This is a genomic window from Pseudogracilibacillus sp. SO10305, from assembly GCF_037072005.1.
GTDB lineage: Bacteria > Bacillota > Bacilli > Bacillales > Amphibacillaceae > Pseudogracilibacillus > Pseudogracilibacillus intestinigallinarum.
In genome coordinates, this window is record NZ_JAXHDE010000003.1 from 30,520 (window position 1) to 57,285 (window position 26,766).

26 protein-coding genes are annotated in these 26,766 nt (G+C 35.4%); 8 read left to right on the forward strand and 18 right to left on the reverse strand.

What is annotated here, in order from left to right:
- Positions 1-112 precede the first annotated feature (112 nt).
- Both murB and SPD45_RS04130 read right to left on the reverse strand, forming a co-directional pair.
- On the reverse strand, positions 113-1,018 hold the full coding sequence (murB, locus tag SPD45_RS04125; protein ID WP_336266435.1) for a UDP-N-acetylmuramate dehydrogenase: 906 nt from the start codon (positions 1,016-1,018) through the stop codon (positions 113-115).
- A gap of 74 nt (positions 1,019-1,092) precedes the next feature.
- The gene (locus SPD45_RS04130) at positions 1,093-1,896 is read right to left on the reverse strand and encodes a histidinol-phosphatase HisJ family protein (RefSeq protein WP_336266436.1); all 804 of its coding nucleotides are present in this window, start codon (positions 1,894-1,896) and stop codon (positions 1,093-1,095) included.
- Between the two features lie 194 nt (positions 1,897-2,090).
- Between SPD45_RS04130 and hisZ the strand changes: the two genes are divergently transcribed.
- From hisZ to hisC, 8 genes are read left to right on the forward strand one after another with little or no spacing between them, the layout of a single operon-like run.
- On the forward strand, positions 2,091-3,320 hold the full coding sequence (gene hisZ, locus SPD45_RS04135) for an ATP phosphoribosyltransferase regulatory subunit (RefSeq protein ID WP_336266437.1): 1,230 nt from the start codon (positions 2,091-2,093) through the stop codon (positions 3,318-3,320).
- Positions 3,321-3,947 carry an ATP phosphoribosyltransferase gene (hisG, locus tag SPD45_RS04140; protein ID WP_336266439.1) on the forward strand — a complete coding sequence of 209 codons (627 nt, stop codon included), beginning with the start codon at positions 3,321-3,323 and terminating at the stop codon, positions 3,945-3,947.
- 5 nt (positions 3,948-3,952) lie between these two features.
- Positions 3,953-5,221, forward strand: a complete 1,269-nt coding sequence (gene hisD, locus SPD45_RS04145) for a histidinol dehydrogenase (protein ID WP_336266440.1) — start codon at positions 3,953-3,955, stop codon at positions 5,219-5,221.
- Between the two features lie 19 nt (positions 5,222-5,240).
- Entirely contained in the window at positions 5,241-5,825 is a 585-nt protein-coding gene (gene hisB / locus SPD45_RS04150) for an imidazoleglycerol-phosphate dehydratase HisB (protein WP_336266441.1), read from the forward strand.
- Between the two features lie 21 nt (positions 5,826-5,846).
- Positions 5,847-6,554 carry a 1-(5-phosphoribosyl)-5-[(5-phosphoribosylamino)methylideneamino]imidazole-4-carboxamide isomerase gene (hisA, locus tag SPD45_RS04155; protein ID WP_336266442.1) on the forward strand — a complete coding sequence of 236 codons (708 nt, stop codon included), beginning with the start codon at positions 5,847-5,849 and terminating at the stop codon, positions 6,552-6,554.
- Position 6,555: 1 nt separating this feature from the next.
- Positions 6,556-7,287, forward strand: coding sequence for an imidazole glycerol phosphate synthase subunit HisF (gene hisF, locus SPD45_RS04160; protein ID WP_336266444.1), 732 nt, complete (start codon positions 6,556-6,558; stop codon positions 7,285-7,287).
- 22 nt (positions 7,288-7,309) lie between these two features.
- Positions 7,310-7,930, forward strand: a complete 621-nt coding sequence (gene hisIE, locus SPD45_RS04165; RefSeq protein WP_336266445.1) for a bifunctional phosphoribosyl-AMP cyclohydrolase/phosphoribosyl-ATP diphosphatase HisIE — start codon at positions 7,310-7,312, stop codon at positions 7,928-7,930.
- Between the two features lies 1 nt (position 7,931).
- Complete coding sequence (gene hisC / locus SPD45_RS04170) at positions 7,932-8,993, forward strand: histidinol-phosphate transaminase (protein ID WP_336266446.1); 1,062 nt, start codon at positions 7,932-7,934, stop codon at positions 8,991-8,993.
- Positions 8,994-9,068: 75 nt separating this feature from the next.
- Here the strand turns inward: hisC and SPD45_RS04175 are convergent, their stop codons facing one another.
- The 16 genes from SPD45_RS04175 to SPD45_RS04250 all read right to left on the reverse strand — a co-directional run bounded on the left by SPD45_RS04175 (position 9,069) and on the right by SPD45_RS04250 (position 26,729).
- The gene (locus SPD45_RS04175; RefSeq protein WP_336266447.1) at positions 9,069-10,940 is read right to left on the reverse strand and encodes an ABC transporter permease; all 1,872 of its coding nucleotides are present in this window, start codon (positions 10,938-10,940) and stop codon (positions 9,069-9,071) included.
- On the reverse strand, positions 10,915-11,679 hold the full coding sequence (locus SPD45_RS04180; RefSeq protein WP_336266448.1) for an ABC transporter ATP-binding protein: 765 nt from the start codon (positions 11,677-11,679) through the stop codon (positions 10,915-10,917). Before SPD45_RS04180 ends, SPD45_RS04175 begins: the two co-directional genes overlap by 26 nt.
- Before the next feature lie 301 nt (positions 11,680-11,980).
- On the reverse strand, positions 11,981-12,952 hold the full coding sequence (locus SPD45_RS04185) for a sensor histidine kinase (protein WP_336266449.1): 972 nt from the start codon (positions 12,950-12,952) through the stop codon (positions 11,981-11,983).
- Between the two features lie 13 nt (positions 12,953-12,965).
- Positions 12,966-13,655: a response regulator transcription factor gene (locus SPD45_RS04190; RefSeq protein WP_336266450.1), complete on the reverse strand. Its 690-nt coding sequence runs from the start codon at positions 13,653-13,655 to the stop codon at positions 12,966-12,968.
- A 78-nt stretch (positions 13,656-13,733) separates the two neighbouring features.
- Complete coding sequence (gene brnQ / locus SPD45_RS04195) at positions 13,734-15,098, reverse strand: branched-chain amino acid transport system II carrier protein (RefSeq protein ID WP_336266451.1); 1,365 nt, start codon at positions 15,096-15,098, stop codon at positions 13,734-13,736.
- Positions 15,099-15,137: 39 nt separating this feature from the next.
- Positions 15,138-15,812 (reverse strand): SurA N-terminal domain-containing protein, encoded by a 675-nt coding sequence (locus SPD45_RS04200; protein ID WP_336266452.1) that lies wholly within the window; start codon positions 15,810-15,812, stop codon positions 15,138-15,140.
- A gap of 139 nt (positions 15,813-15,951) precedes the next feature.
- Entirely contained in the window at positions 15,952-17,736 is a 1,785-nt protein-coding gene (locus tag SPD45_RS04205; protein ID WP_336266453.1) for a methyl-accepting chemotaxis protein, read from the reverse strand.
- 187 nt (positions 17,737-17,923) lie between these two features.
- Positions 17,924-18,751, reverse strand: coding sequence for a phosphate ABC transporter ATP-binding protein PstB (pstB, locus tag SPD45_RS04210; protein ID WP_336266455.1), 828 nt, complete (start codon positions 18,749-18,751; stop codon positions 17,924-17,926).
- Between the two features lie 101 nt (positions 18,752-18,852).
- The gene (gene pstA, locus SPD45_RS04215) at positions 18,853-19,740 is read right to left on the reverse strand and encodes a phosphate ABC transporter permease PstA (RefSeq protein ID WP_336266456.1); all 888 of its coding nucleotides are present in this window, start codon (positions 19,738-19,740) and stop codon (positions 18,853-18,855) included.
- Positions 19,741-19,752: 12 nt separating this feature from the next.
- Positions 19,753-20,658, reverse strand: a complete 906-nt coding sequence (pstC, locus tag SPD45_RS04220; protein ID WP_336266619.1) for a phosphate ABC transporter permease subunit PstC — start codon at positions 20,656-20,658, stop codon at positions 19,753-19,755.
- 52 nt (positions 20,659-20,710) lie between these two features.
- Positions 20,711-21,703, reverse strand: coding sequence for a PstS family phosphate ABC transporter substrate-binding protein (locus SPD45_RS04225; protein WP_336266457.1), 993 nt, complete (start codon positions 21,701-21,703; stop codon positions 20,711-20,713).
- 214 nt (positions 21,704-21,917) lie between these two features.
- Positions 21,918-22,886: a siderophore ABC transporter substrate-binding protein gene (locus SPD45_RS04230; protein WP_336266458.1), complete on the reverse strand. Its 969-nt coding sequence runs from the start codon at positions 22,884-22,886 to the stop codon at positions 21,918-21,920.
- 24 nt (positions 22,887-22,910) lie between these two features.
- Positions 22,911-23,666 (reverse strand): iron ABC transporter ATP-binding protein, encoded by a 756-nt coding sequence (locus SPD45_RS04235; protein WP_336266459.1) that lies wholly within the window; start codon positions 23,664-23,666, stop codon positions 22,911-22,913.
- Positions 23,660-24,610 (reverse strand): iron chelate uptake ABC transporter family permease subunit, encoded by a 951-nt coding sequence (locus SPD45_RS04240; protein WP_336266460.1) that lies wholly within the window; start codon positions 24,608-24,610, stop codon positions 23,660-23,662. Before SPD45_RS04240 ends, SPD45_RS04235 begins: the two co-directional genes overlap by 7 nt.
- Positions 24,600-25,553 carry an ABC transporter permease gene (locus tag SPD45_RS04245; protein WP_336266461.1) on the reverse strand — a complete coding sequence of 318 codons (954 nt, stop codon included), beginning with the start codon at positions 25,551-25,553 and terminating at the stop codon, positions 24,600-24,602. The genes SPD45_RS04240 and SPD45_RS04245 overlap by 11 nt, the downstream gene beginning before the upstream one ends.
- A 456-nt stretch (positions 25,554-26,009) precedes the next feature.
- Complete coding sequence (locus SPD45_RS04250) at positions 26,010-26,729, reverse strand: DsbA family oxidoreductase (RefSeq protein ID WP_336266462.1); 720 nt, start codon at positions 26,727-26,729, stop codon at positions 26,010-26,012.
- Positions 26,730-26,766: the final 37 nt, after the last annotated feature.

The following is a 26,766-nucleotide window of genomic DNA, read 5'->3' on the forward strand; positions in this document are numbered from 1 at the left end:
AAAAAGACTGCATTATAGAAAGAACAAACTTACCTGTTACATAGTAGCAAAAATTGTTGCAACATTTGTTTGGCGTTTATCCATCTATTATATGCAGTCTACATCACTATTTCTACTTATCTTCTCCGATAATACGTACTTCTCGCTCTAATTCGACATCAAAATTTTCTTTAACCACTTTTTGCACATGTTTAATTAAAGCAATATACTCAGATGCTGTCGCCTCATCTTTATTAATAATAAAGCCAGCATGTTTTTTCGATACTTCCGCTCCACCGATTTGAACCCCTTGTAATCCGCTATCTTGAATTAATTTTCCAGCAAAATTTCCTGGTGGTCGCTTGAACACACTTCCACATGTTGGATATTCTAGCGGTTGTTTCGATTCACGTTTATATGTTAATACATCCATCATCGATTTAATTTCTCCATACTTACCAACTTCTAATTCAAATAAAGCTTCCAACACAATATATCCGTTCGTTTGAATACTACTCGTACGGTATGATAAGTGGAGGTCTTCAGCCTGAATCGTTAATAATTCACCATCTGGTGTAATGACGATTGCTTCTTTTAATACGTCTTTTATCTCCCCACCATATGCCCCGGCATTCATAAACAATGCACCACCGACAGAACCAGGGATTCCACAAGCAAATTCTAACCCTGTTAAATGATAGTGCAATGCCTCTTTTGACACATCTGCAATTAATGCACCACTTTGTGCACGGACAGTCGTATCGACGACTTCAATTTCATTAAATTCTCCTAAGTACATAACGATACCACGAATGCCACCATCTTTAATAATTAAATTCGAGCCATTTCCTAAAAGCATAAACGGTATGTCACATTCATTTGCTAAACGAACAACCTCTTGTACTTGTTCAGCTGTTTTCGGAGTAACAAAATAATCCGCATTCCCACCTAAGCGAGTATACGTATGGTTTTTTAAAGGTTTATTAACTTCCACATTGGCGTCGCCTAATAATGTTTTTAAACGTTTTTCTATATTCACTAAAATCATTCCTCAAATCAATCAAATTTACTCTCTATTATAATCAATTATTCAAGTTTTGTCCTTTGATTATGCTATCTTGTAACGATATTGTCAATCGAATGAAATATTGGCTTTTGTGCTTCGAATGTAGCAATATATTCAAAGCCAATTTCTTGCAACAATTGTAAAGTTTTTGGAAACTCATGTGCTACATGTTCTGCTTTATGTGCATCTGAACCGATCGTTATAATTTCTCCTCCACAATCTTTATACAATTGTAAAATATCTTTACTCGGCATCGCAGAACCTAATCCATAAGCAAAGCCAGAAGTATTTACTTCAATCCCTTTTCCTTTAGGAATAATGACACGAAAAATTTCTTCCAAAATGTCATGGAAATTGCGCTCTACGTCTAACGTTTTATATCGCTTTACTAAATCTATATGCCCTAAAATCGAATAATGTTCATAAGTTCTCACACATTGTAACAATTCTTCATAATAAAATTGATACGCTTCTTCTGCTGTACGTCCTTCAAAAAAATCCCCATGATGTAAATTTTTTCTGTCAGAAGCATGTAAGGAACAAATGATAAAATCAAAGTAATTTTCATCTACTAGCTTTTCACAATCTTTTAGTACATGTGGTTGCACACCAATTTCGACTCCTTTACGAATCGTAATTTGGTCGCGATACTTTTTTTGTAAACTCATAATTTCCTCTGTGTAACGTGCCACATCCAAATCAAATTGAATAGTCGGATCTGGATAATCATAATCAACATGTTCTGTAAAACAAATTTCTTTTAAACCTTTTTGAATTGCTGATTGAATAGTCTGTTCCATTGGTGTCTCGCAATCTGCTGAGTAATTACTATGCATATGAAAATCGTACATAAAAAATTCCCCCTCGTTTTCCTTTGACTTTTTCGAATATTACGCATACAATTATATTTGTTCACTTTAGTCTAGTAAAGTGATAAAGTAACAAAGTGATTTTACATTTCGTGTACATCTTGTTCATGCAATACAAACATAACAAGATACACAGTTAACAATAAATTGTTCAAGTGGAAGGAGTTATGTGTTACATGTATTTACATCATAACATAGAAAATGACTTAGTTATCGACACAGAAAAAATAAAACGTAGAGCAATGATGATCGAACAAATAAAGGACCGTTTCATGACGAATGGTTATGACGAAATTTACACTTCTACATTTGAGCATTATGACTTATATGCAAAAATGAATGGTTCTGTAAATCGACGGGAAATGATTAAAACAATTGATAATAGCGGAAATGTCCTCGTTTTACGACCAGACATTACGATTCCGATTACACAACAATTAGCAATGAACAACGAAACATTAACAAAAGATTTGCGTTACTTTTATATGTTAGATGTGTTTCGTCAAGCAGAACTTACGAATGAATATGTGGAAAACACGCAGGCTGGTATTGAATATTTCGGTTATGATGCACCAGAAGCTGATGCAGAAGTTATTGCGATCGCTGCACATCTATTACAAGATTTACACATCGAAGATTTTAAAATAGAAATCGGCCATGCAGGTTTTTTTCAAAAATTGATTGAAAAAATCGATGTACCACAAGAGGACTTAGCAGAACTTATACATCTTATTCAATCGAAAAATGTTGCAGAAATTGAATTATTATTACGTGATTTAGCTATCGATGAAAAGATGAAAGAAGTAATGGTTGCTCTACCATTTTTATATGGCAAACCTGATATCGTATTAAAAAAGGCGAAAACTTTACCATTAAACGATTGTTTACGAACGTTAATAGAAAGATTGGAAGCAACTTATGAAATTTTATGTGCATATGAATTAGAACGATATTTAACGATTGATTTTAGCTTAATCAACCAGATGGATTACTATTCAGGCGTTATTTTCCAAGGGTTTATACCAAATATCGGTCGCCCCGTACTAATGGGTGGGCGTTACAATACATTAGGAAACTATTTCCAGGCAAACATTCCGGCAATCGGATTTGCGGCAAATGTCGAATTACTCCTCGATGGTATCGACACGAAAGAAAAAGAGGAAGTAAATATCGTAGTTTTATATGAAGCATCGGAAATAAAACAAGCGTTACAGTTAGCAAAACAATTAAGAGAGAAACAGATCAAGACGGTCACATATGATAAAGGAATTGATTTGCAACGAATACGCGAACATGCCGTTCAAATTTTCATAGAAAAAGAGAAAAATTATATTTTGTTAGACGGGGATAAAATCCCATTTCAAACCGTTCAGGGTATTATCCATCGTCTAAAGGAGCGAACATAATTGGAACAAATAACTTTAGCAATCGGAAAAGGTCGCACAGCAAAAGATGCGATCAAACTTCTCGAAAAAGCGAACATTACATTCCCTGATTTTAATGGGGATTCACGCAAACTAATTTTTTACAGTGCAGATAAAACGATTAAAATGTTATACGTTAAGTCTGTCGATGTAACAACATATGTAGAACAAGGTGCCGCACATATCGGTATCGTTGGTCGTGACAATATATTGGAACAAGAAGCTGATTTATATGAATTTCTCGATTTAAAAATTGGGCAATGTCGTTTTTCTGTAGCGAGCTTACACGATATAGCATTACAAAAAGGAAAAACAATAAAAGTTGCGACAAAATATCCAAATATCGCAAAACAATTTTTCGCCAAAAAAGGAATGACTATTGAAGCTATTAAATTAAATGGATCTGTAGAGCTTGCACCATTAATTGGCATGTCAGATTGTATTGTTGATATCGTTGAAACCGGAAGTACAATACGCGAAAACGGCTTAACAATCATCGAAGATATAGAACATATAAGTACAAGAGTTGTCGTCAATAAAGCAAGCTTTGCAACAAAAACAGATGAAATTCAACGATTCATTGAGAAACTAAAAGTTGTAGTGGAGTGATAAATATGAAAATGATACATGCCGCAAATTATTTTGGTGAAGAAAAGCGGACTGAAGTCGAACGAAATGAAAAAATTGATGAAGCTGTTTTACAAATTATTCAAACCGTTCGTCAAAAAGGGGATGCCGCCTTACTTGATTATGCAGCACAATTTGACAGAGCAAACTTAGATCAATTAACTGTTTCTGAAGGAGAAATCCAAACGGCTATAGAGGAAGTTGAGGGCTCATTTATCGAAGCAATGACGGTTGCAAAAAAAAATATTCAAGCATTCCATGAAGCACAAAAGGAAAAGTCTTGGCTCTTACATGAACGTGAAGGAGTAATGCTCGGCCAACAAGTCACACCTTTAGATAGAGTCGGTATTTACATCCCTGGTGGAAAAGCTGCATACCCTTCTACTGTTTTAATGAATGCTATTCCAGCAACCATTGCAGGGGTCGACAATATCGCCATTGCGACACCACCGCAAAAGGATGGATCTATTAATCGATACGTATTAGCCGCTGCGAATATCGTTGGTATTCAAACGGTTTATAAAATGGGCGGTGCACAAGCAGTCGCAGCTTTTGCCTATGGAACCGAAACAGTGAAACAAGTAGATAAAATTGTCGGACCTGGTAATGACTATGTCGCCCGTGCGAAAAAATGGGTATATGGTGATGTGGCGATCGACATGATTGCTGGCCCGAGCGAAATTTGTGTCGTTGCGGACGAGAATGCCAATGCAGCATATGTTGCAGCCGATCTTCTATCACAAGCAGAACATGACGAAGCTGCCACATCCATTTGTGTGACGACAAGTGAAGCATTTGCCGAACAAGTGAAAATCGAAGTGGAAAAACAATTACAAACACTTGACCGTTATGACATTGCAAAGCAATCAATCGAACAAAATGGAAAAATAATTATCGCACAAACTATGAACGAAGCATTTGCAATCGTCAATGATATCGCACCAGAACATTTACAATTAATGATTGAAAATGCGACAGATTATATACAAGACGTCAAACACGCCGGAGCCATTTTTCTCGGAGATTATTCTCCCGAACCGTTAGGAGATTATATGGCAGGACCAAACCATACATTACCGACGAGTGGGACTGCAACATTTGCTTCCCCATTAGGAGTGTATGACTTCCAAAAGAAATCTAGTATTATTCGTTATTCAAAAGAAGCATTCATGAAAGAAGCGACATTTATTGAAACAATCGCACAAACAGAAGGATTAACTGCACACGCGGCATCGATTTCGATTCGAAAGCAATAAATAGAGGGAGGATATTTCATTGAGAACTCATGCAATTTCTAGAGATACAGAAGAAACGAAAATTTCGTTAGCTTTAAATGTAGATGGTGATGGTAAAGGAAAAATTGAAACAGGTGTTGGTTTTTTAGATCATATGCTCGTTTTATTGAAAGGACACGGATTATTCGATTTAGATGTATATTGCAATGGAGATACCGAAGTAGATGACCACCATACGACAGAAGATATTGGGATTGCTTTAGGGCAAGCATTCCGTGAAGCGATTGGCAATAAGGAAGGTATTACTCGATATGCTTCTGTCTCTATCCCAATGGACGAAGCATTAGCAACGGTCCACTTAGATATTAGTGGTAGACCACATTTCGTTTATCGTGTCGAAGGGTTAAAAGATAAAGTCGGTACATTTGATACGGAATTAGTGCAGGAGTTTTTTCAAGCATTTACGAACCATGCAGGTGTGACATTACATATTATTGTGGAATATGGTACGAATACACACCATATGATCGAGGCCATTTTTAAAGCTTTTGCAAGAGCATTAGATCAGGCTAGTTTATTAAACCCACGAGTAAAAGGAATCCCATCGACTAAAGGGGTTCTATAAAAGAGATAAAGGAGTAGCGAGATGATTATATTTCCAGCAATCGATATTTTAGATGGTAAATGTGTTCGACTGATCCAAGGTGATTATAATAAAGAACGTGTATATAGTGATTCACCAGTAGAAGTGGCAAAAAGTTGGGAAAAACAAGGGGCATCATATATTCACATCGTAGACTTAAATGGTGCTAAAACAGGAGATTCTGTAAATAAGCCTATCATCGAAGAAATAGCAAAATCGGTTACTATTCCAATTCAAGTCGGTGGTGGAATCCGTTCTATCGATGTAATTGAACAGTATGTAGAAATAGGTGTAGCCCGCGTCATTATTGGAACGGCTGCAATATCTAATCCAGCGTTTTTATTAGAAGCAGTAGAAAAGTTCCAAGATAAAATCGCAGTATCGATTGATGCACGCAATGGCTATGTTGCAACAGATGGTTGGACTGATACGAGTGAAGTAAAAGCACTTGATCTTGTGAAAAAATTAGAAAAAATCGGCGTACAAACGATCGTCTATACAGATATCGCAAAAGACGGCATGCTCCAAGGACCTAACTTAGAAGAACAACAAACTATTCATGAGGCAACGACGATGGATGTTATCGCATCTGGTGGCGTAACAACAAAGGAAGACGTACAAAATTTACGTCAACTCACTATGTATGGTGCCATTGTAGGGAAAGCTTTATATGATGGAAAAATTACACTAAAACAATTATTGGAGGGATAATATGCGTAATAAAATAATACCTTGTTTAGATATTCGAAATGGCCGTGTAGTAAAGGGACAAAAATTTAAAAATGTAGCAGATGTTGCTGATCCTGTTCAATTAGCAAAACGATATGAATCAGAACATGCCGATACATTATTTTTATTAGATATTGACGGAAAAGATCGCCGAACATTTTTACAAATTGTTCGTGAAATTCGAGTAGCTACTTCCTTTCCATTATATGTCGGTGGAGGAATTCGCTCTGTCGAAGATGTCGCAAAAGCATTACAAGCTGGCGCAACCAAAGTGTCTATCACAAGTGCGGCGATTGAAGATCCAGCAATAATCGAACAGTCTGCATATGCATTCGGTAACGATAAAATCATTTTATCTATCGATGCCAAAAAAATTAACGACAACAAATGGCATGCTTTTACGAGCGGTGGAAGAGTCGATAGTGGATTAGATGTGATTGCGTGGGCAAAACGTGGTGAGGCACTCGGTGCTTCCGAGATTTTATTAAACTCTATTGATGCAGATGGTGTAAAACAAGGATATGACCTTCCGTTAAACAAGGCGGTCGCAAACGCTATTAACATTCCAGTTATTGCAAGTGGTGGTGCTGGAAAGATGGAGGACTTTTCTTCTGTATTAGCGGAAGAAAACGTGCAAGCAGCTTTAGCCGCTTCTGTTTTCCATTACGGCGAAATTGCCATTCCAGACTTAAAAAGCTTTTTAAATAATGCTTAATTTTCCAAGAGGAGCTAGAAATATGTTAAACAATATAAAATTTGATGAAAATGGCCTTATCCCAGCAATCATTCAAGATGCGAAAACAGGTGATGTCCTCATGCTCGCATATATGAATGAGACATCTTTACAAAAAACAATTGAGACGAAAGAAACGTGGTTTTATAGTCGTTCCCGGCAGGCATTGTGGCATAAAGGGGAAACATCTGGCAACACACAAAAAGTCGAGCAAATAAAACTAGATTGTGATTCAGATAGTTTACTCATTCAAGTAACCCCGAACGGGCCTGCGTGCCATACGGGAGAATGTACTTGCTTTTTCCATCATGTTGACGGCGACACTTCTACACGTGCAGTCATCCATACAATTGTCGATACGATTGAACAGCGAAAACAACAGCCTGTAGAAGGTGCATATACAACATATTTATTTAACGAAGGTATCGATAAAGTGTTGAAGAAAGTAGGCGAAGAAGCTGCAGAAGTCATTATCGGCGCAAAAAATAATGATAAAGAAGAAATTAAGTGGGAAATAGCTGATCTCGTTTACCATACGCTCGTTTTAATGAATATGACGGACGTCACCATAACAGATATTAAAAACGTATTATATGAAAGACATCTTGCAAAAAAGGAAGAGTGACATGAGTAAATATTGGAGTTCTATGGCGAAACGTGCCAAACCTTATATTCCAGGTGAACAAATAAATAAAACAAATATTATTAAATTAAATACGAACGAAAATCCATATGGTCCCTCTCCAAAGGTCATTGAAGCAATAAAAGCGGAAATTGGAAGCAACTTACGACTATACCCTTCTCCAACGATGGATACATTACGAGAGAGCCTTGGTCAGTATTATGACGTTAAAAAGGAAAATGTTTTTATCGGAAATGGTTCAGATGAAGTGTTAGCATTTTCTTTCATGGCATTTTTTGAACCTGGTAAAAAGATTCTTTTCCCTAATATTTCGTATAGCTTTTATCCTGTTTATGCGAATATATATAATATTGACTATGAAGAGGTGCCATTGCTTGATGATTTTACGATCGATGTCGAAAAATTTTTCCATTCTGACGGTGGCGTGATTTTTCCAAATCCGAACGCACCGACAAGTATTTATTTGCCATTAGAGCAAATAGAGAATATTGCGCAACATAATCCAAACAGTGTTGTTATCGTTGATGAAGCATATGTAGATTTCGCGGAAGCTTCCGCTATTTCTTTAACGAAAAAATATGATAATATACTCGTCATCCAAACGATGTCAAAATCACGTTCCCTTGCAGGACTACGTGTCGGCTTTGCTATCGGACATGAAAAATTAATTGAAGCTTTAATTCGTATGAAAGATTCATTTAACTCCTATCCAGTTGATCGCCTCGCAATGGCAGGGGCTATTGCGGCGATTGAGGATAAGGCATATTTTGAACAAACGACGAAGCAAATTATTGCAACACGTAAAAAAACAACGGAGGAGCTACAATCTTTAGGGTTTCATGTACTCCCGTCTAGTGCAAATTTTGTGTTTGTAACACATCCAAATGTCGATGCGAAAATACTTTATGAAACATTACGTGAGGAAAATATTTTAATCCGTTATTTTGGAACTACTTTCATCCAACAATATGTACGTATCACAATTGGAACAGATGAGGAAATGACGACCCTATTAGAGGCAATACAACGAATCATCGACCAATAAATTTCACGCTTATTTAAAAAGGTTGGGAAAGACAAGGATTTCTTCCTCGTTTTCCCAACCTTTTTGTGTGCACCATTACATAGCACGGCGAATTTGTTTTGTATAAAAATAGCGTACGACGATAAAATAGAGTACTTGGATAATGAAAAAGCTACCTAAAACCATCACAGATTCTCTCACTAAATTATGGCCGAACATATGTGATAATGCTGTTAATGCAACTGCACCATGAATGACTGCCACACTCATTGGAATAAAGAAAAGTAAGCCAATTTGCTTGCTAATCACTTTGTTCATCTCTTTTTCTGTTAAACCAATTTTACTTATTGCGGCGAATTTTTCTCTATCGCTATCTAAATCCGTATACAATCGGAAGTATAAGAAACTACCAGCGGAAACGAAAAATACAATACCGATAAATAAACCGACAAATAACACAGGACTCCAAACTTTATTAATATCGTAAACGACATAATCAACCGCTGTGAATCCTAATATTTCTTGTGAAATATCTCTTCCGGCATTGATAATGTCATCTTCAGAACCTTTCGTTACTTCCCATGCATACATATATTCTATGTTTTCAGGCTCAGGTAATTGTTCAAAAATACTTTCACCGACAACATAAAAAGCTCCCATCGTTAACAACACATTCGGATTCACTTTTTCTTCTGTTTTTACTGCTTCTACCGTCGAACCATCCTTTAGCGTAATCGCACTTGGTAAAGGTACCATATTCATAGGAATCATTTCTCGCTTACTATCTGGCTCCACAATGATTGCTTCATCCTTTGCAAGAGTAACTGGTTCTTGATCAATTAAGGAAGCAAATTCATTGTACATTTCGGGCGTAACTATTGTCACATAACGATCATCAATCATTGCGGAATAAGCTGCTATTTCACGCTCCTCGTAATCTAAACCATAATCATCTAAAATACGATTAACGGTCACAATTTCCTCTTCATCCTTTTCGTCTTGTGTATAGGAATACGTAAATTCATTCACGTCTTTCATTCCATCTGTGATCAATGAACTGAAGCCAACCAATGTACCAATTGCACTAAATGCGACCGTCGAAATAATGGTGACCATAAAAAATACACGCGCATTATCTTTCATCCGAAAAGCTAAATCAGAAAACAATAACATATTCGTCTTTTTCCAAAAAAGCCCTTTACGGTTCTTCAACATACGAATAACGTAAACATTTAATTGACTAAACAATAAATATGTTCCAATTGTGACAAGGGTCACTACTGGAAGCAATGCAACTGCAACAGATGCACCCTTTACAGTTACCGCAATAAAATAACCTGCTCCTAATAAAGCTACCGCTATCAAGGTTAGAAAGACATTCGTTTTCGGCTCACTTTTTCCGATTTTATCTCCTTTAATTAACGTAATGACTTTATTCGTATTTAAAATAAATGTCACGAAGATTGAAATAAATAAAAACAATAAGATGAACGAAATAAACGTTACAATAATTGCCTTTGTAGGAAAATAAAAATTCAATGCCTCATCCATTACTAAGAGATTTTCTGCAATGAGTAAAATTCCTTTTGAAAAGACGACACCAAATAAAATTCCGAGCATCGTTGCTAAAAATCCAATTAACATGTTTTCTAAAAAGACCATTTTGCGAATTTGTTGTGTCGACATTCCTTGAATCATTAAAATTCCGAATTCTCTTTTACGTGACTGTAAAAATGAACTCATCGAATATAAAATAAAAAAGAACGAAAACACGTAAATAATTCCACCTGCAACAGACATTCCTGTAAATACAGCCTTATTGATATCTGATTCCGAAAATAGCGGGTGAAATGCAAAATTTAAGAACGTGAAAAATACCATTACGGTAAACATACTACTAATGAAGTATGCTGCATACAACCGCTTATTTCTGATAACGTTATTAAATGCGAACTTCCGAAAAGTCATTGTCATTCCCTCCTAACAAAGATAATGTATCAATGATTTTCTGGAAGAATACTTTTTGGCTATCTCCTCGATGAATTTCAGCATATTGCTTTCCATCTCGTATAAAGATGACACGATCACAATAGCTTGCTGCTTGTGCTTCATGTGTCACGAGCATCATTGTTGCCTCTTCTTCTTTATTTAAACGAGATAACATTTCCATCACATCTTTAGATGCCTTTGAATCTAAGTTCCCTGTCGGTTCATCCGCTAAAACAAGGGATGGTTCGTGAATCATCGCACGTGCAATGGCTACTCGCTGTGCTTGACCACCTGAAATTTCAAATGTTCGTTTATTTAATATTTCTGCGATACCTAGCTTTTGTGCAATCGCATATGCCTTTTCTTCCATTTCTTTCACTTTTGTATTATCTAATGTTAGTGGTAAAACGATGTTTTCTTCTAATGTTAATGTGTTTAATAAATTAAAATCTTGGAAAACGAAACCCATTTCACGGCGACGGAATTTCGCTAAATCATTTTTCCCTAATGTATGTGGATTTTTTCCATTAATTAAAATTTCTCCTGTCGTCGGTTCGTCAATCGTTGCAATCATGTTTAATAATGTTGTTTTCCCGCTTCCAGAAGGTCCCATGATCCCAACAAATTCCCCTTTTTCAATCGACAAATTTATATCTGTTAAAGCACGGTGAGGTACTTTCCCTTCATACACTTTACTTAAGTTTTTCACTTCTAACATTTGAATTCCCCTCTCTTTCAATCTATATATAGCTTATAACAGATGTACATGTTTAAAAATCGAACTATCTTTCACCTATCTTACATTGGTGTAAGGTTAAGACTTTCTCATTTTCTTCTAAAAAATGAAGAGTGAAAAACAAAGGTTAGAAATACGGACAATGAATAAGAACATGATCACCCCAGAAATAGATTGTCCTTTCTAAAGTATCATGCATGTATGTCCTACCTTTCTTTGTTTCACACTCTTCTATCCAATGCTTCGTAATTCACCAACTACCATTTACAACTGCCATCTTTATTTAAAAAACAAGATGAAACGTGGTGCCTTTATGGACCGTTGATTCCACTTCAATATGATGTCCTAAGTATGTGCATACTTCTTGTACTAAATAGAGCCCTATACCGGTTGACTCACGAAAGACCCGTCCATTTGCTCCTGTATAAAACGGATCAAAAATACGTCGAATATCTTCTTCTGGAATTCCTACTCCTTCATCTGCTATCGATAGCACTTTCCTTTTATTTGTTTCCGTATAAAAAATATCAATTCGATTGCTCTTACCAGTTGAATATTTCACAGCGTTTTCGACTAGTTGTGTCCATATAAAATGAAACCACTTCTCATCTGTTTCTATCATCATATTTTCTGCAATATGTATTTTCGGATACACTTTATTGCGGATAAACAATCGTTTATGTTCTTTCATTACATCTTGTACCATAAGCAATAAATCTAATCGTTGAATACGAAAATCATGTTCCATCGTACGTACTCTAGACATATATAACACCATATTTAATCCTTTTTGTAACCGATCGATTTCCTCCTGAAAATTAGATGCTTCCGGTTCATCCAAATCTTTTGCCATCAAATTAAGTACAGATACAGGTGTTTTCATTTGATGAATCCAGCGATCTAAAAACATAAAATATTGTTCCTGCTTCTTTTCTAAAGCTAACCGATTTGATTCATACGCATTGTACTGTGTTTTCAATACTTTTTGTAAATGCTTTGAAATTGGTGCCATATCAAGTTTTTCTAAAGATATATCTAATGTTGCAATCGAATTGCTCATCTTTTTATAAAAATGCTTTCTCGTCCAATACATATATATTAAATACAAAAGTAAAATAAAAAAACTAATGAAAATACAATAGGCGATAATAGCAATATCATCAAACCGTGCGAGTAGTAATATGCCCATAAATGCACCCATTTGAATACATTGGACGATTATTAATAAAAGATGTTCACGAATAAATAACTTCATAACACATGCTCCTTCACCATGTGATGTGCAAACGATACCCTACCCCACGTACAGTTTCGACCGCATTTTCAATTCCTACTTCTTGGAATTTTTTGCGGACTCGTGTCACATTCACATTCAATGTATTTTCATCCACGAACATTTGGTCATCCCATAGTTTTTCTAATAATGCTTCTCTTCCTGCCACACGCGGAAAACGTTCCAATAACATTTCTATAATATCTGATTCTTTCTTCGTCAAAGACACAACTTCCCCGTTAAAATGCAATTCTAAACGCTCAACAAACAATTGTAGTCCCTCTTGTTCGACGACTCTTTCTTTCGTTTGCACCGCATACTCTCCGTATGCGCGACGTAAATGACTACGAATTTTTGCTAATACAATTTCAGGAGAGAATGGTTTCGTAATAAAATCATCTCCGCCATTTTCCAATGCCATCACTTGATCCATATCCCCGACACGAGCAGAAATGAAAATGACTGGACAAGTAGATACGAGACGGATTTGACGACACCAATAAAATCCATCATAACTCGGTAAATTTATATCTAACAAAACGATATCAGGTGCAAATGTATTGAATTGGTCCATTATCTTTGTAAAATCTGTCGCAACTTGAACCTCATATCCATACTTTTGTACTTCTTCTTGTAAATATTGTGCTATTTTTTTATCATCTTCAATAATAAAGATACGTTGCATACTATTCCCTCCAATAAAAAAACCTATCCTTTCTACATATTATAACGTAAAAAGAATAGGTACAAGAGCGATTCCTCATTAGGATGCTGAAACACGCTTGCCAAATAGCCGTTTTATTTGGAAAAAGATAATCATTAGTAGAATGAACAAGAATGCTGGTGCAAACCAACCTAATCCTTCTCCATACAATGGCAATATTTTTTCATAAAATGAAACGAAAGATTTTGTCCATGTGAATGATTCTACGCCTAATGACTCTGCCAGTGCTTTACATCCATCAAATAATGAAACTGCAAATATAAGTATGACAGAACCTATGTAAACGAACTGTTTATGCATAAATAGTGGCGATAAAAAACTTAACATCATAATGCCGATTGCTAATGGATATAACACCATTAACACTGGAACGGAATAAGTAATAATGTTCGCTAAACCAAAATTCGCAAATCCGAATGTTAAAATCGTGAAAAAGTATACGAATTGTTTGTATGAAAATCTCGGAAATAATGTTTGGAAATATTCCGCATTTGCGATGATTAAACCGATCGCTGTCGTTAAACAAGCTAGCATCATTACAATGGCCAACATCGTGTTTCCAAATATACCGAAATAATGGTTTGCAGTACCACTAAGAACAGCCCCACCTGTTTCTTGCATTCCGATGGATTCCACACTACTCGCACCTAAAAGGGCGATTCCGACATAAATAAACGCCAATAAAAAAGTCGCAATAATTCCAGACTTACCTGCTTCAATAAATATTTTCCACTTCGATGTCACACCATGTGAGCGAATAATCGTAATTATAATAATTCCAAATACTAATGATGCGAGTGCGTCCATCGTATGATACCCTTCCAGAAATCCTGTCACATATGCTTGATGCACATAATTTCCAGTAGCATCTTGAAAGGCACCCATAGGATTAATAAATGCGATGACGAGTAAAATAACGAGTAAAGTTACTAATAAAGGTGCTAAAATTTTCCCGATACTTTCGACAATTTTCCCAGGACGTAAGGAAAAATATAAAGCGATAAGGAAAAATATAATCGAAAACACGAATAAACCAATTTGATCATTACTATGTTGAATAAATGGAGTAATTCCGACCTCATATGCTACAGTTGCAGTTCTTGGCGCAGCAAAAAAAGGCCCAATGGATAAATAAAGAATGGCAGTAAAAAGCACTCCATACATCGGATGTACTCTACTAGCTAATTCTTGTAAATTATTACTACCTGAAAACCCGATGGCTAAAATTCCAATAAACGGCAAGGTTACACCCGTCGTTAAAAAGCCAAAGACAGCTGGCCATACATTAGAACCAGCCTCTTGACCTAATTGAGCTGGAAATATTAAATTCCCAGCTCCAAAAAATAAAGCAAATAACATAAACCCTATCGCCAAATGCGATGTAAAGGTTAATTTTTTATTCATTTTGTCCACACCTTACTACTGCTAAACGGCAAAACTACTTTAAATTTTTGTTTCGATATCAGATTTTTCTTTTATAGAATCGATATGACTTTGAAACGTCTCTAATGTTTTATCATTCAACAATTGTTTTTCTAATTGTAATTTTATTTCTTCATAAGGAGGAATATCTTCCGTTCCTTCCTTCGCTTTTTCATAATACTCTTTAATTTCATCTTCTGTTACATCTACATCAACCGTTTTAACCATATAATCATTTAAAGTTAATTCAAAAATAAGCTGATCTTTGAATTCACTTTCTGAAATTTGGTATTGTTGTAAAAGTGTTTCTAATTCGTCGCCACTTTCATCTTTTAATTTCTTTAAATGTTCTTCCGCTTCTTTATCTGTCACTTCAATATCTTCTTTTTTCGCCTCTTGTAAAACAATTTGGCGATCAATAACAGATGTTAATGCAGCTTCTTTTAATTCATCGTTCTCTGTTTCTTTTTGCATTTGATGTGCGTGTAATGCTAACTGTGTATATACTAAATTATATACTGCACCTTTTACTTCTTCTCCATTAACAACTGCAACAACCTCATCTTCTCCGACACGTTCCTCTTCAGGTACTTCAAACTGTGTCGTCTCCTCTGCATTTTCCTTCTTATCCCCACCACAGGCAGCTAAAATAAATACAAGAATGGCAGATAAGAAAACTATTAACCCTTTCTTCATGAAAAAACTCCTTTATTTTACGTCTACATCCATTCAAACATATGAAAATGAATGAACGCAACTATTATATGCCATCCTTTATTATACTACATTTTTACATGTTGCTCTTCTTTTAAATATGACAAAAAGGAAAAATTAATTATAATTTAAATTTGCTTACAATTTCATGTAAATTTTGTGATAGTTGTGATAACTCATTAGAACTCTCTGCAACCTCTTCCATTGCCGCATTCGTTTCCTCAGATGTTGCAGACGTTTCTTCTACACCTGCAGCAAACTGTTCAGCTACAGCAGCAATATCTTGAATCATATCATTCATCTGTGTACTATTACCCATAATTCCTTCAAGTCTCGAAGAAGTATGTTCTACACTACTTACCATGCTATTAATCGCCTCATTAATACCTGCAAATTTATCGTTCGTTCCGTCCATTTGAGCAGTACCACGTTTCACTTCTTCATATCCTTCTTGAAGAGAGGTAGTTACTTCTTTCGTATCTCGTTGGATGGTCGTCACAATATTTGTAATATTGCTGACAGAATGCGCAACTTCTTCTGACAATTTTCGTACCTCATCTGCTACTACCGCAAATCCTTTTCCACTCTCCCCTGCCCTTGCTGCTTCAATCGCTGCATTTAATGCAAGTAAATTTGTCTGTTCCGAAATAGCACGGATGACCGCCACTAATTCTGTAATTTCTTTTGATTGTTCATCTAACTGCTGTACTTGTTCGACAGCATGTTGGACGATTCGGTCTATAACTTCCATTTGCTCTTTTGATTGAGCCATTAATGTGACCCCTTCTGTCGTTAAATGACGAACATTTTCAGTCGTGGCACCAATTTTTTCTCCGTATTCATTTACTGCTATTACGTCCTCCGTAAACTGTCCCATGGATGTCGATAAATCGTACACACTTCCTGCCTGTGTTTCTGAACCTGTTGCTAACTCTTGCATCGTCATTGCGACTTGGTCAGCACCTTTATTTACATCTTCTGCTGACAACGATAATGTTTTGCTATGTTCTGATAGTTCTGTGGAAGCACGTCCCACATCTTGCATAATCGATTGTAAATTTGCTTGCATCATATTCATCGTCATTGCTAATTCATTTATTTCATCTTTCGTTTGTACATGGATTGGTGCATGGAATAATTCTCCATCTGCAATCTCACTTAGTCGGTGGCGGATAATCCCTAACCCTTTTCGGAGTCTTCTTGCAAAATAATAGACGATAGCAATGCCGATAATAAGTGTCACCGCAGAAACAATCACTGTCGTTTGCAATACATCTTTTCGTAAAATTAAAGCAAGTCCGTGCATATCAAAATCGAGTCCAAATACACCTATTACTTCTCCGTGATCATCTTCGATTGTACGTGCAAGTGTAATCGTCGGCTTTCCTGATCCCGTATCTAAATAAGGTTCTGTCCAAACAACTTCTGCCGGATTATTAACCGCTAAATCATACCAGTCTGTCTCTTTTGGATCGTATTCATTTAAATTGACTTCATCAGGCGGTAGATTACTTAAGTAAAATTCACCTTCGTCCGTAGCGAAAAATGTGTTTAATGTATATGTATAGTCTTCCATTACCTCTGTTAAATATGTTTCGTAAAACGCTGTTTTCACCGGGTTATTGACATTCGGCATATTGGAGACCTCTTTCGGTGAATTTGTATATGTATATGTTTGAAACGCCATTTCATCTTCTGTTAACAGTTCTTGTACTTTCGTCTCATACATTTGAAAAATTTCAGTAAATTTAGGGGAGATTTCTTCTAAATGCTTCTTTTGCATAATGGAATACTCCAATGCCTTTGTTTTTTGATACGAAACAACTCCTACAATTGTAATCGCTATCAACAATAAGGAAACAAATAAAACTACCAATTTAAAACTAATCGCCTGTGTAAACTTCATCTTTACCTTCCTTCTTTCGACTCATTTTTTTCCGATAAAACTGGAATTTCTCTAATCATATCATATTACCTATACATTTTCCTGTGTTTAGCGACTTAATATTCACTCCATTACATAATTAAATGAATATTTATACCTATATCGACGTAAAAGAAAAAACTATCCATAAATATAGATAGTTTCTACGTTAACCAAATTGACCATTAATATATGCATATGTGCGCTTATCTTGTGGGTCTTCGAATATTTGTTTTGTTTCTCCATATTCGACAATTTCACCTTCATAAAAGAAGGCTGTTTGATCTGAAATCCTCGCTGCTTGTTGCATATTATGTGTCACAATAATAATCGCATAATCATCTTTTAACGTTGTAATAAGCTCTTCGATTTTCAATGTTGATTTTGGATCTAAGGCAGATGTCGGTTCGTCCATTAAGATCACTTCTGGTTCGATTGCTAAACATCTTGCAATACATAGCCGTTGCTGTTGTCCACCTGATAAGCGATATGCATTATCATGTAAACGATCCTTTACTTCGTCCCAAATAAAAGCTTTTCTCAAACTCGTTTCCACAATTTCATCTAAAATGGCTTTTTTGCGGATCCCGTGAATACGAGGTCCATATGCAATATTTTCATAGATTGATTTTGGAAAAGGATTCGCCTTTTGAAAGACCATCCCTACATCTGTACGCAAATGTTCTACTTTCAAAGTTGGATCAAAAATATTCGTGTCACGATACCAAACTTTTCCTTTCACTTTTACGTTTGTTGCTTGTTCCACCATACGGTTTAATGTTTTTAAATATGTTGATTTCCCACACCCAGACGGTCCGATAATTGCTGTCACTTCTTTGTTACGAATTGCCATATTAATATCTTTTAATGCATGTGTATCTCCATACCATAAGTTTAATCCTTCTGATTTATATACTGTTTCACGTTCGATTGCTTCTTTTTCTAACAATTGAATATGTGGTCGTGTTTCCTGTCTTTCCATTGTTACAACAGACATACAATCTCCTCCTAGTAATCATAAAATATACTTCTATCCGTATTTATTTTCTCTTCATTCGCATGATGCTTCACAACATACAAATATAATGCAACAGTCTTTCAATCAAATGTTTTTTCAAATTTATTTCGAATAAAAATAGCGGTTGCGTTTAGTAGAAATAGGACAATTAGTAATACGATAATCGTTGCCGCTGCTAAATTCGCATATTCGCGCACCATCGTCGAATCTAATGTCCAATAATAAATTTGGACTGGTAGCACTGTAAATTTATCGAAAATACTTCCAGGAATCGGTATAAGTAATGCCGGAATTCCTATGACAACGAGCGGAGCTGTTTCCCCTATTGCGCGAGATAAAGATAAAATAGCACCAGTTAAAATTCCAGGTAACGCAATTGGCAAAATAACGTTTTGAATGGTTTGCCATTTGGTCGCACCAAGCCCATATGATCCTTCTGTCATATAATTAGGCACTGTACGTAAAGCCTCTTGACTTGCAACAATCGTAATTGGCAAAATTAATAATGCCATCGTTAATCCACCAGCTAAGACGATATTTCCTAATTGTAATGTACGGACGAAAATCGTCATTCCTAAAATTCCGTATACGATAGATGGGACACCAGCTAAGTTGCCGATATTCATTTGAATAAAATCACGTACTTTCCCTTGCTTCGCGTACAATTCTAAATAAATAGCTGTCGCAACCCCTAATATCATCGTCACTGGTGCCACGACTAGCATTAACCAAAGTGTTCCAATTATTGCTCCGAAAATTCCAGCTTTTTCTGGATCTGTCGATAATTTCCCAGTAACAAAATCCATATTTAAAAAAGCGATACCGTCTGCACATACACGATACAATAAAATAGCTAAAACAATTAACGCAAATAATGTCGCACTTAAAAATAAACCTTTCGCTATATGATTGATTATAATTTTTTTATTCGTTCTTTTTTCTACTAAAACAGGATTTAATTGTCTCATCTTTCACACACCTTATTCATATTGTGCTTTCCATTTTTTCGAAATATAATTCGCCAAAATGTTCATCAATAATGTAAAGACGAATAATGTTAATGCGACTGCATATAAACTGTAATAAATTGTAGAACCGGCAGGTGCATCTCCCCCCGTCACTTCTACAATATAAGCCGTCATCGTCTGCATCGATTGTGTAATATCGAATGTAAAATTTTTCGTACTACCACTTGCTATCGTCACGATCATCGTCTCACCAATCGCACGTGAAGTCGCAAGAACAATAGAAGCAACAATTCCCGATAGGGCACCAGGAATAACAATTTTCGTAACAACTTCTAGTCTAGTTGCGCCCATTGCAAGAGCTCCGTCTTTTACAGCTGTCGGAACAGCATTCATTGCATCTTCTGATAAAGAAGCAATCATTGGTATAATCATAATACCCATGACAATTCCTGGACTTAATATATTGGTAGATTCCAATCCTGGAATAATATGCTTTAACATTGGCGTGACAAAAGTAAATGCAAAAAATCCATACACAATAGTCGGAATACCTGCTAAAATTTCTAATGCAGGCTTTAACACTTTCCGTAATTTTTTAGGTGCATATTCACTTAAATAGATAGCAGACATTAAACCAATTGGAATGGCTACAATTAGCGCAATGATCGTCGCAGTAAATGTACCGACTAATAATGGTAAAACACCAAATGATGGATTTTCACTCAATGGTTTTAAATTCGTTGAAGTAAAAAACTCCCAAATCGGTACTTCTCGAAAGAAATGTACCGATTCAGAAAAGAGTATATAAATAATCCCGATTGTCGTTAAAATTGAAATACTAGTAAAGAGGAAAAGAAGTGTAGGAATCATCTTTTCCCCCTTCACTTTCCACCTTTGTATGGCCGTTTCTTGTTTCATCAATTCTCGAACGTTCCATTGTTTATCTGACAAGATGATTCCCTCCTACTACTTACTTCAGTGAATCGATGATAGACAAGTTTTCATTTACTTCCTCATCTGGAATAGGTGCGAACCCTGTTTCACCTGCAAATTCGTTCATATTGTTTAAGACATACTCTGCAAAGTCTAATACTTGTGGCTTTTCCTTTGCATTGTTTACATTTAAGTAAGTGAATACTGGTCGAGTAAAGTCTGCGTAATCTCCATCTTCTGCAATCGTATCTAGAGAAGGCTCTACCGCACCGTCACCGAAATCTACAGATACTGCTTGTAATTTATCTTGGTTGTTTACGTAATAACCAAACCCGAAAAATGCAATACCATTTTTGTCATCTTCAATTAAATTTACTAACGTTGAATATTCTTGTTGTAAATCAATATCTGTTACTAAATCTTTTTCTTCTAAAACATTTTCAAAAAAGAATTCATATGTTCCATGATTTTCGTTTGGACCGTACGTATTTATTTTTTCATCCGGCCAATCTGGATTAATATCTGACCAATTCGTTACGTCTTCATCTGCTAAGAAAATTTTCTTTAGATCCTCTGCTGTCATTTCTGTTGCCCAATCATTCTCTTTATTGACCACGAATGTTAAACCGTCTAATGCTACTTTTAATTCTTGTACGTCAATCCCTAACTCTTCTGCTTTGGCTGCTTCTTCCTCTTTAATTTCACGTGAAGCGTCATTAAAATCTGTTCCATTTTCTACTAAAAACTTTTCAAAACCTGCACTCGTACCCGCACGGCTTACTTCTACTGATACATTTTCTTGTTCATTCACCATATATTCTTCCGCTAACTTCGCCATTAGAGGATAAACTGTTCCAGATCCATCGATTACTACACTACCTTCTAATTGTTCTGTTCCTTCATTATTTCCATTTGCATCGCTGTTTGTACCATTGTTCGCATTACTGTCTTCTGCTTTTCCTTGGCATGCTACTAAAATTAGCACGAAAGCTCCTAATAAAATGGCTTTCCACATGTGATTCTTCCTCATATTCTTCTCTCCTCTTTTTCATCCTCGTTTTTTGATTCACTTTCAGTATAAGGGGTGAATGTAAAGAGAATATGAAAGCAATGTAAAGAGAATGTAAATTCAGAAAATAGTATATGCGGTTATTCCTTTACACGATGATCTCTATAATTATCATCAAAAAAGGACTATGGCAAATGAATCTTTACCATAGTCCTTTTCGATTTTAACTGCTATCTTATTTTACTAAACTTTCTTCAATTTGGTTCGCCATTTCTTGAACCGAAATTAATCCTCCACCTGATAAGTACCAGAATTCAGGATCTAAATAATAAATGTCATCATTTTGGAATGCTTTTGTACGTTCCATTAATTTATTTTCAACTACTTGTTTCGCCGAAGATTCTCCACCAACAACAGCACCACGATCGATTACATATAATAAATCAGGGTCTTGTTCTGTCACGTATTCAAATGATACGTTACTTCCGTGTGTAGATACTTCAATTCCTTCATCTACAGCTGGTACACCGAATACGTCATGGATAATTCCGAAACGTGAGCTAGGGCCATATGCACTAATCTTATCATCATTCGCTAAAATAATTAATGCGTTTTTATCAGCCTCTTCTGCTTTTTCATTTACAGAAGCAATGGTATCATCAATTTCAGCTAATGCATCTTCAACTTCTGATTCTTTTCCAAACATTTCTCCAATAGTAGTTACGTTCTCAGTAAATGAGTCCATATAATTTTCCGTATCTACTCCTATGAAAACAGTCTCCGCAATTTCTTGTAATTGATCATATACTTCTGATTGACGCCCAGAGATAAGGATTAAATCTGGATCAAGTTCTGCGATTTTTTCAAAGTCGGGCTCTTTTAATGAACCAATATTTGCATAGTCTTCTGATGCGAATTCATCAATATAACTTGGAATCACACCTGCTTGTGCAACACCAACTACTTTATCTTCTAAACCTAATTTTTTGAATGTATCTAACACACCAAAATCAAACACTACAACTTTTTCTGGGTTTTTTTCGATTTCAGACGTTCCTAACTCGTGTTCGATTGTCATCGTTTCCGATGCTTCGTTATTGTTAGACGTATTATCATTTCCGTTGTTTCCACTATTATTTGAACCACAAGCTGCTGCAATTACCATGACAACTACCAATAATAAACTTACATATATTTTTTTCATTGAATTATATACCTCACATATTTTTTAGAAATAGACACAAATTCTTTGGTCTTCAATTTCTTTAATTTCAATATCCATATCATAAATTTCTTTTAACACACATGAATCAATGACATCACAAGTATGGCCTTGCTTAACGATTCTTCCATCTTTTAAAGCGACAATTTCATCTGAATAACATGAAGCGAAGTTAATATCATGGATGACAATAACAATTGTTTTGCCTAACTCATCACAAAGTCTACGTAATGTCTTCATAATTTGTACGGCGTGTCGCATATCTAAGTTATTTAATGGTTCATCCAGTAAAATATATTCTGTATCTTGAGCAAGTACCATTGCGATAAATGCGCGCTGGCGTTGTCCACCACTTAATTCATCTAGAAATTTATGCTGAATATCTGCTAATTCCATGTATGCAATTGCTTCATCTACCTTTTTCCAATCCTCACGCTTCAAGTTTCCTTTTGAATATGGAAAACGCCCAAAGGAAATAAGCTCTCTTACAGTTAACTTTACATTCATCGAGTTCGATTGTTTTAAAATTGAGATTTTACGCGCAAGTTCACTATCTTTTGACTTGCTTATATCTTCTCCATCAATCGTGATGATCCCTTCGTCTTTTGCAATGAGCCTACTAACCATAGAGATTAACGTACTTTTACCTGCTCCATTCGGTCCAATAAACGATGTTATTTTCCCTTTTGGAATTGTTAATGACACATCATCAATAACTTTTTTGTTGTTATACGTTTTAAATACACTTTTTATATCTACCATGATTTATTCTCCTTTAGAATTAAATAGATGAAGTAAATTCCACCAACGAAATTTATAATAACACTTAATGTCGTTTCAAACGTAAAGATCTTTTCAACAATAAATTGACCACCTATTAATGCGATAATGCTAATTAATACAGAGCCTAAGATAATGTATAAATGCCTGTAAGTCTTCATAAACTCGTAAGCAATGTTTACGACGAGTAAGCCTAAAAATGTAATTGGACCAATCAAAGCTGTTGCAATAGAGATTAAAATCGCAACGACGATTAATAGTCGTTTTACAACAAAGTCATAGGGAACACCTAAGTTTGTTGCGTGGTCCTTTCCTAAAGCTAATACGTCTAAGTATTTATAGTATCGACTAAAGTAAATGACAACCCCTATCATCAAGATAATAGATAGATAAACGAGGCTCGTATTTACATTGTTTATACTTGCAAACATCTTATCCTGCGCAACCATGAACTCATTTGGATCAATGAGCACTTGCATGAAAGATGTAAAACTACTAAAGAATGTTCCTAAAATCATCCCGATTAATAAAAGAAAATATATATTTGCATTTTCTCCTTTAAATAATAATCGGTAAAATAATAGAGAAAATAACACCATGACACCTATTGATATTAGATAATTCAGTTGGCTGTTCATCATGACTAATGAACGAGAGCCAAAAATAAAAATGATGAATGTTTGCGTTAGTAAATATAGGGAATCAATTCCCATAATACTAGGCGTTAAAATTCTGTTATTTGTTATCGTCATGAAAATAGTTGTCGAAAATGCGATTGCTCCACCAGTTAAAATGATGGCGACAACTTTCATAACCCTTCTCGGTAATACGTAATCTATATTACCTGTTAGGTCATAAAAAATATATAGTAGCGCTAGGGATAATGCAATAATAGCAAGAATGATTGTCTTTTTTTTATAACCCATATTTCCTTCTCCTTAATAGTAGGTAGATGAAAATACCACTTCCAATAACACCTACTGTTAAATTGATCGGAACTTCATATGGATAAATAATCACTCTACCAATAATATCACATACGAGCACAAACAATGCCCCTAGCAAAGCCGTATGTATTAAGTTGTTTTTTAAATGGTCTCCTTGGTAAATCGTCACAATATTTGGCACGATTAGCCCGAGAAACGGGATAACACCAACAGATAGCACGACAGATGCTGTAACAAATGCCGATATGATTAAACCGATATTTACAATTTGCCGATAATTTAAACCTAAATTTTTGGAAAACTCTTCTCCCATTCCAGCTATCGTAAACTTATTTGCATATACATATGCGATAATGAGTGTCGGAATACTAATATATAAAAGTTCATAGTTCCCACTCATAATCATAGAGAAGTCACCTTGCATCCATGAGGTCATATTTTGAATAAGATCATTTTTATATGCAAAGAAAGTGGCCATTGAATCGATAATACTACCGAACATGAGCCCGACTAATGGAATAAACACGGGATCTTTAAATTTAATTTTCTCTAAAATTTTCATAAAAACAAACGTACCAATTAATGCAAATCCAAAAGATATAGACATCTTTAGTAAAGGACTTGCTGCGGTAAACCACATTAATGATACGAGTACTCCGAAACGAGCGGCATCCATTGTACCTGCCGTTGTCGGGGATACAAACTTATTTTTACTTAGTTGTTGCATGATAAGACCGGCAATACTCATACTTGCTCCTGCAATTAAAATACTGACAAGTCTCGGCAACCGGCTTACGAGTAAAACTTCGGCTTGTTCTTCTGTTAATTTAAAAATATCTAATGGTGTGACGTCCGATACACCGATAAAAATCGATATAAATGACAATATTACCAATGGAATAACTAAATAACGTAGTTTCATTTTTATCTTATCTCTCTCTATTTATCATCATTCTAATTTAAGTATTGTTCTAAATAAGAATGAGATTCATTATCAATTAGGTTGTCGAATAAAGTATAGCACAAATAAAAAAGTGGCGCAATACATTATCACCATTTTTCGCATGTCTTTTTATAAGGCAGTGATAAAATGCACCATCCATCAGGCCCTAATGCTGTTAAACATTGATGTATCGGGTGATATTTATTTTGCCATGCTCGTTTGAAATTACATAAATGTTACTGAGAAAGAACTGTATCTTCTTTCATTTCATCTTCCCTATTTAATATTTCACCGCATTCTATTCAGTTTCTTTGTCGATATATACATTTCATGTTAGCTAAAAAAACACGCACAAAAACGATCAAGTTTATATTTCCATCATAAACATGATCGTTTTTTGGTAAGTAAAGACTTGTTATGTCCCAAGCGCCTTTACTATTCCTTCCCGTAGCATGTATCACCATCACAGTAAGTCGTGGCACATACGGGAGCATTTTTATCAAGTTTTACTTTTTCGGCATTTTCTTCATCCCATATTTGTTGTAGGACTTTAAGAAACACTTCTTCACTTTGTGCCCCTGCCACAGCATGGACTTCATTAAAGACGAAGAATGGAACACCTTCCACTCCCATCTCTTCCGCTACTAACTGGTCTTCCTTTACTGCATTCGTATATTTACGACAATTCAATAAACGAACAACATGTTCATTCTCAATTGCAGATGCTTCTGCAATATTAATTAATACTTCTTCCAAACCGATATTTTCTAATTGAGAAAAATATGTTTCAAATAATTGTTCCACTACTTTCGAATCTTTCCCATATGTTTCTGCTAATTTCACAAGTCGGTGTGCTTCAAAAGTATTCGTATGATTGATTTTGTCCAAGTGGATCTGTACATCATACTTGCTACCCATTTCAGCAATGGCAGCCATTTTTGATAATGTTCTTTCTTTTGGAAGTTGTAATTTATCCATTAACAATTCAATTACTGATCTTTCATTATGTACTTCTGCATCTGGATCCAATTGAAAGCATCTGTATTGAATCGTCACATATTCCCTATGTTCAAAGTTCTCTAACGCTCGTTGGAATGCCTTTTGTCCAATATAGCAATACGGACAAACAAAGTCAGACCATATTTCTACTTTCACTTTCCCACCTCATCAAACAAACAAAACGTTGTACAAA